The 394-nt window shown below is 61.7% G+C and carries 1 protein-coding gene; it reads left to right on the top strand.

Annotated features, from left to right (window positions below; genetic code table 11):
• Positions 1–37: 37 nt before the first annotated feature.
• The coding region (locus ACLQ25_RS32835; protein WP_425734609.1) for a hypothetical protein at positions 38–394 on the top strand (357 nt) is incomplete at its 3' end.

The raw sequence follows: 394 nt of genomic DNA, 5'->3' as shown, positions 1-394 counted from the left end.
AAGCATGCCCAAACGACCCGCCCCCGTTTATACGCCGATGGCCTACCAGCAGATCATCGATAACCCGGGCCTCGCCGATCCCACCATCGCGATGCACTGGGCACACAAGTCGGGCCGACTTGGACGTCGCAACCGTAACTTCAGTCAGTTGAGGTGGACAGTGTTGGGTGACTTTGCCAAGTCGCACGGGCTCCCCCCCGGCTACTACACACTGGAGTTGGAGGGCGCGAAATATTTCCTGGGAAAGCATCCTGATCTTGCCCCCGGTGGTGCCGACCCGATGTCCGCGGCAGCTCGGCGAATTGACCTACCCGCCTACTTGCTGCGAGTGTTCACCCCGGCGTCCTATCAGGTGGTCATCGACAACCCGGGCGTCGCCGACGCCCGTCTAATG

Origin of the sequence: Micromonospora sp. DT44, assembly GCF_049841635.1 — a bacterium.
Lineage (GTDB): Bacteria > Actinomycetota > Actinomycetes > Mycobacteriales > Micromonosporaceae > Micromonospora.
Note: the sequence above shows the minus strand (reverse complement) of the source record. Positions and strands in the feature narration are given on the sequence as shown.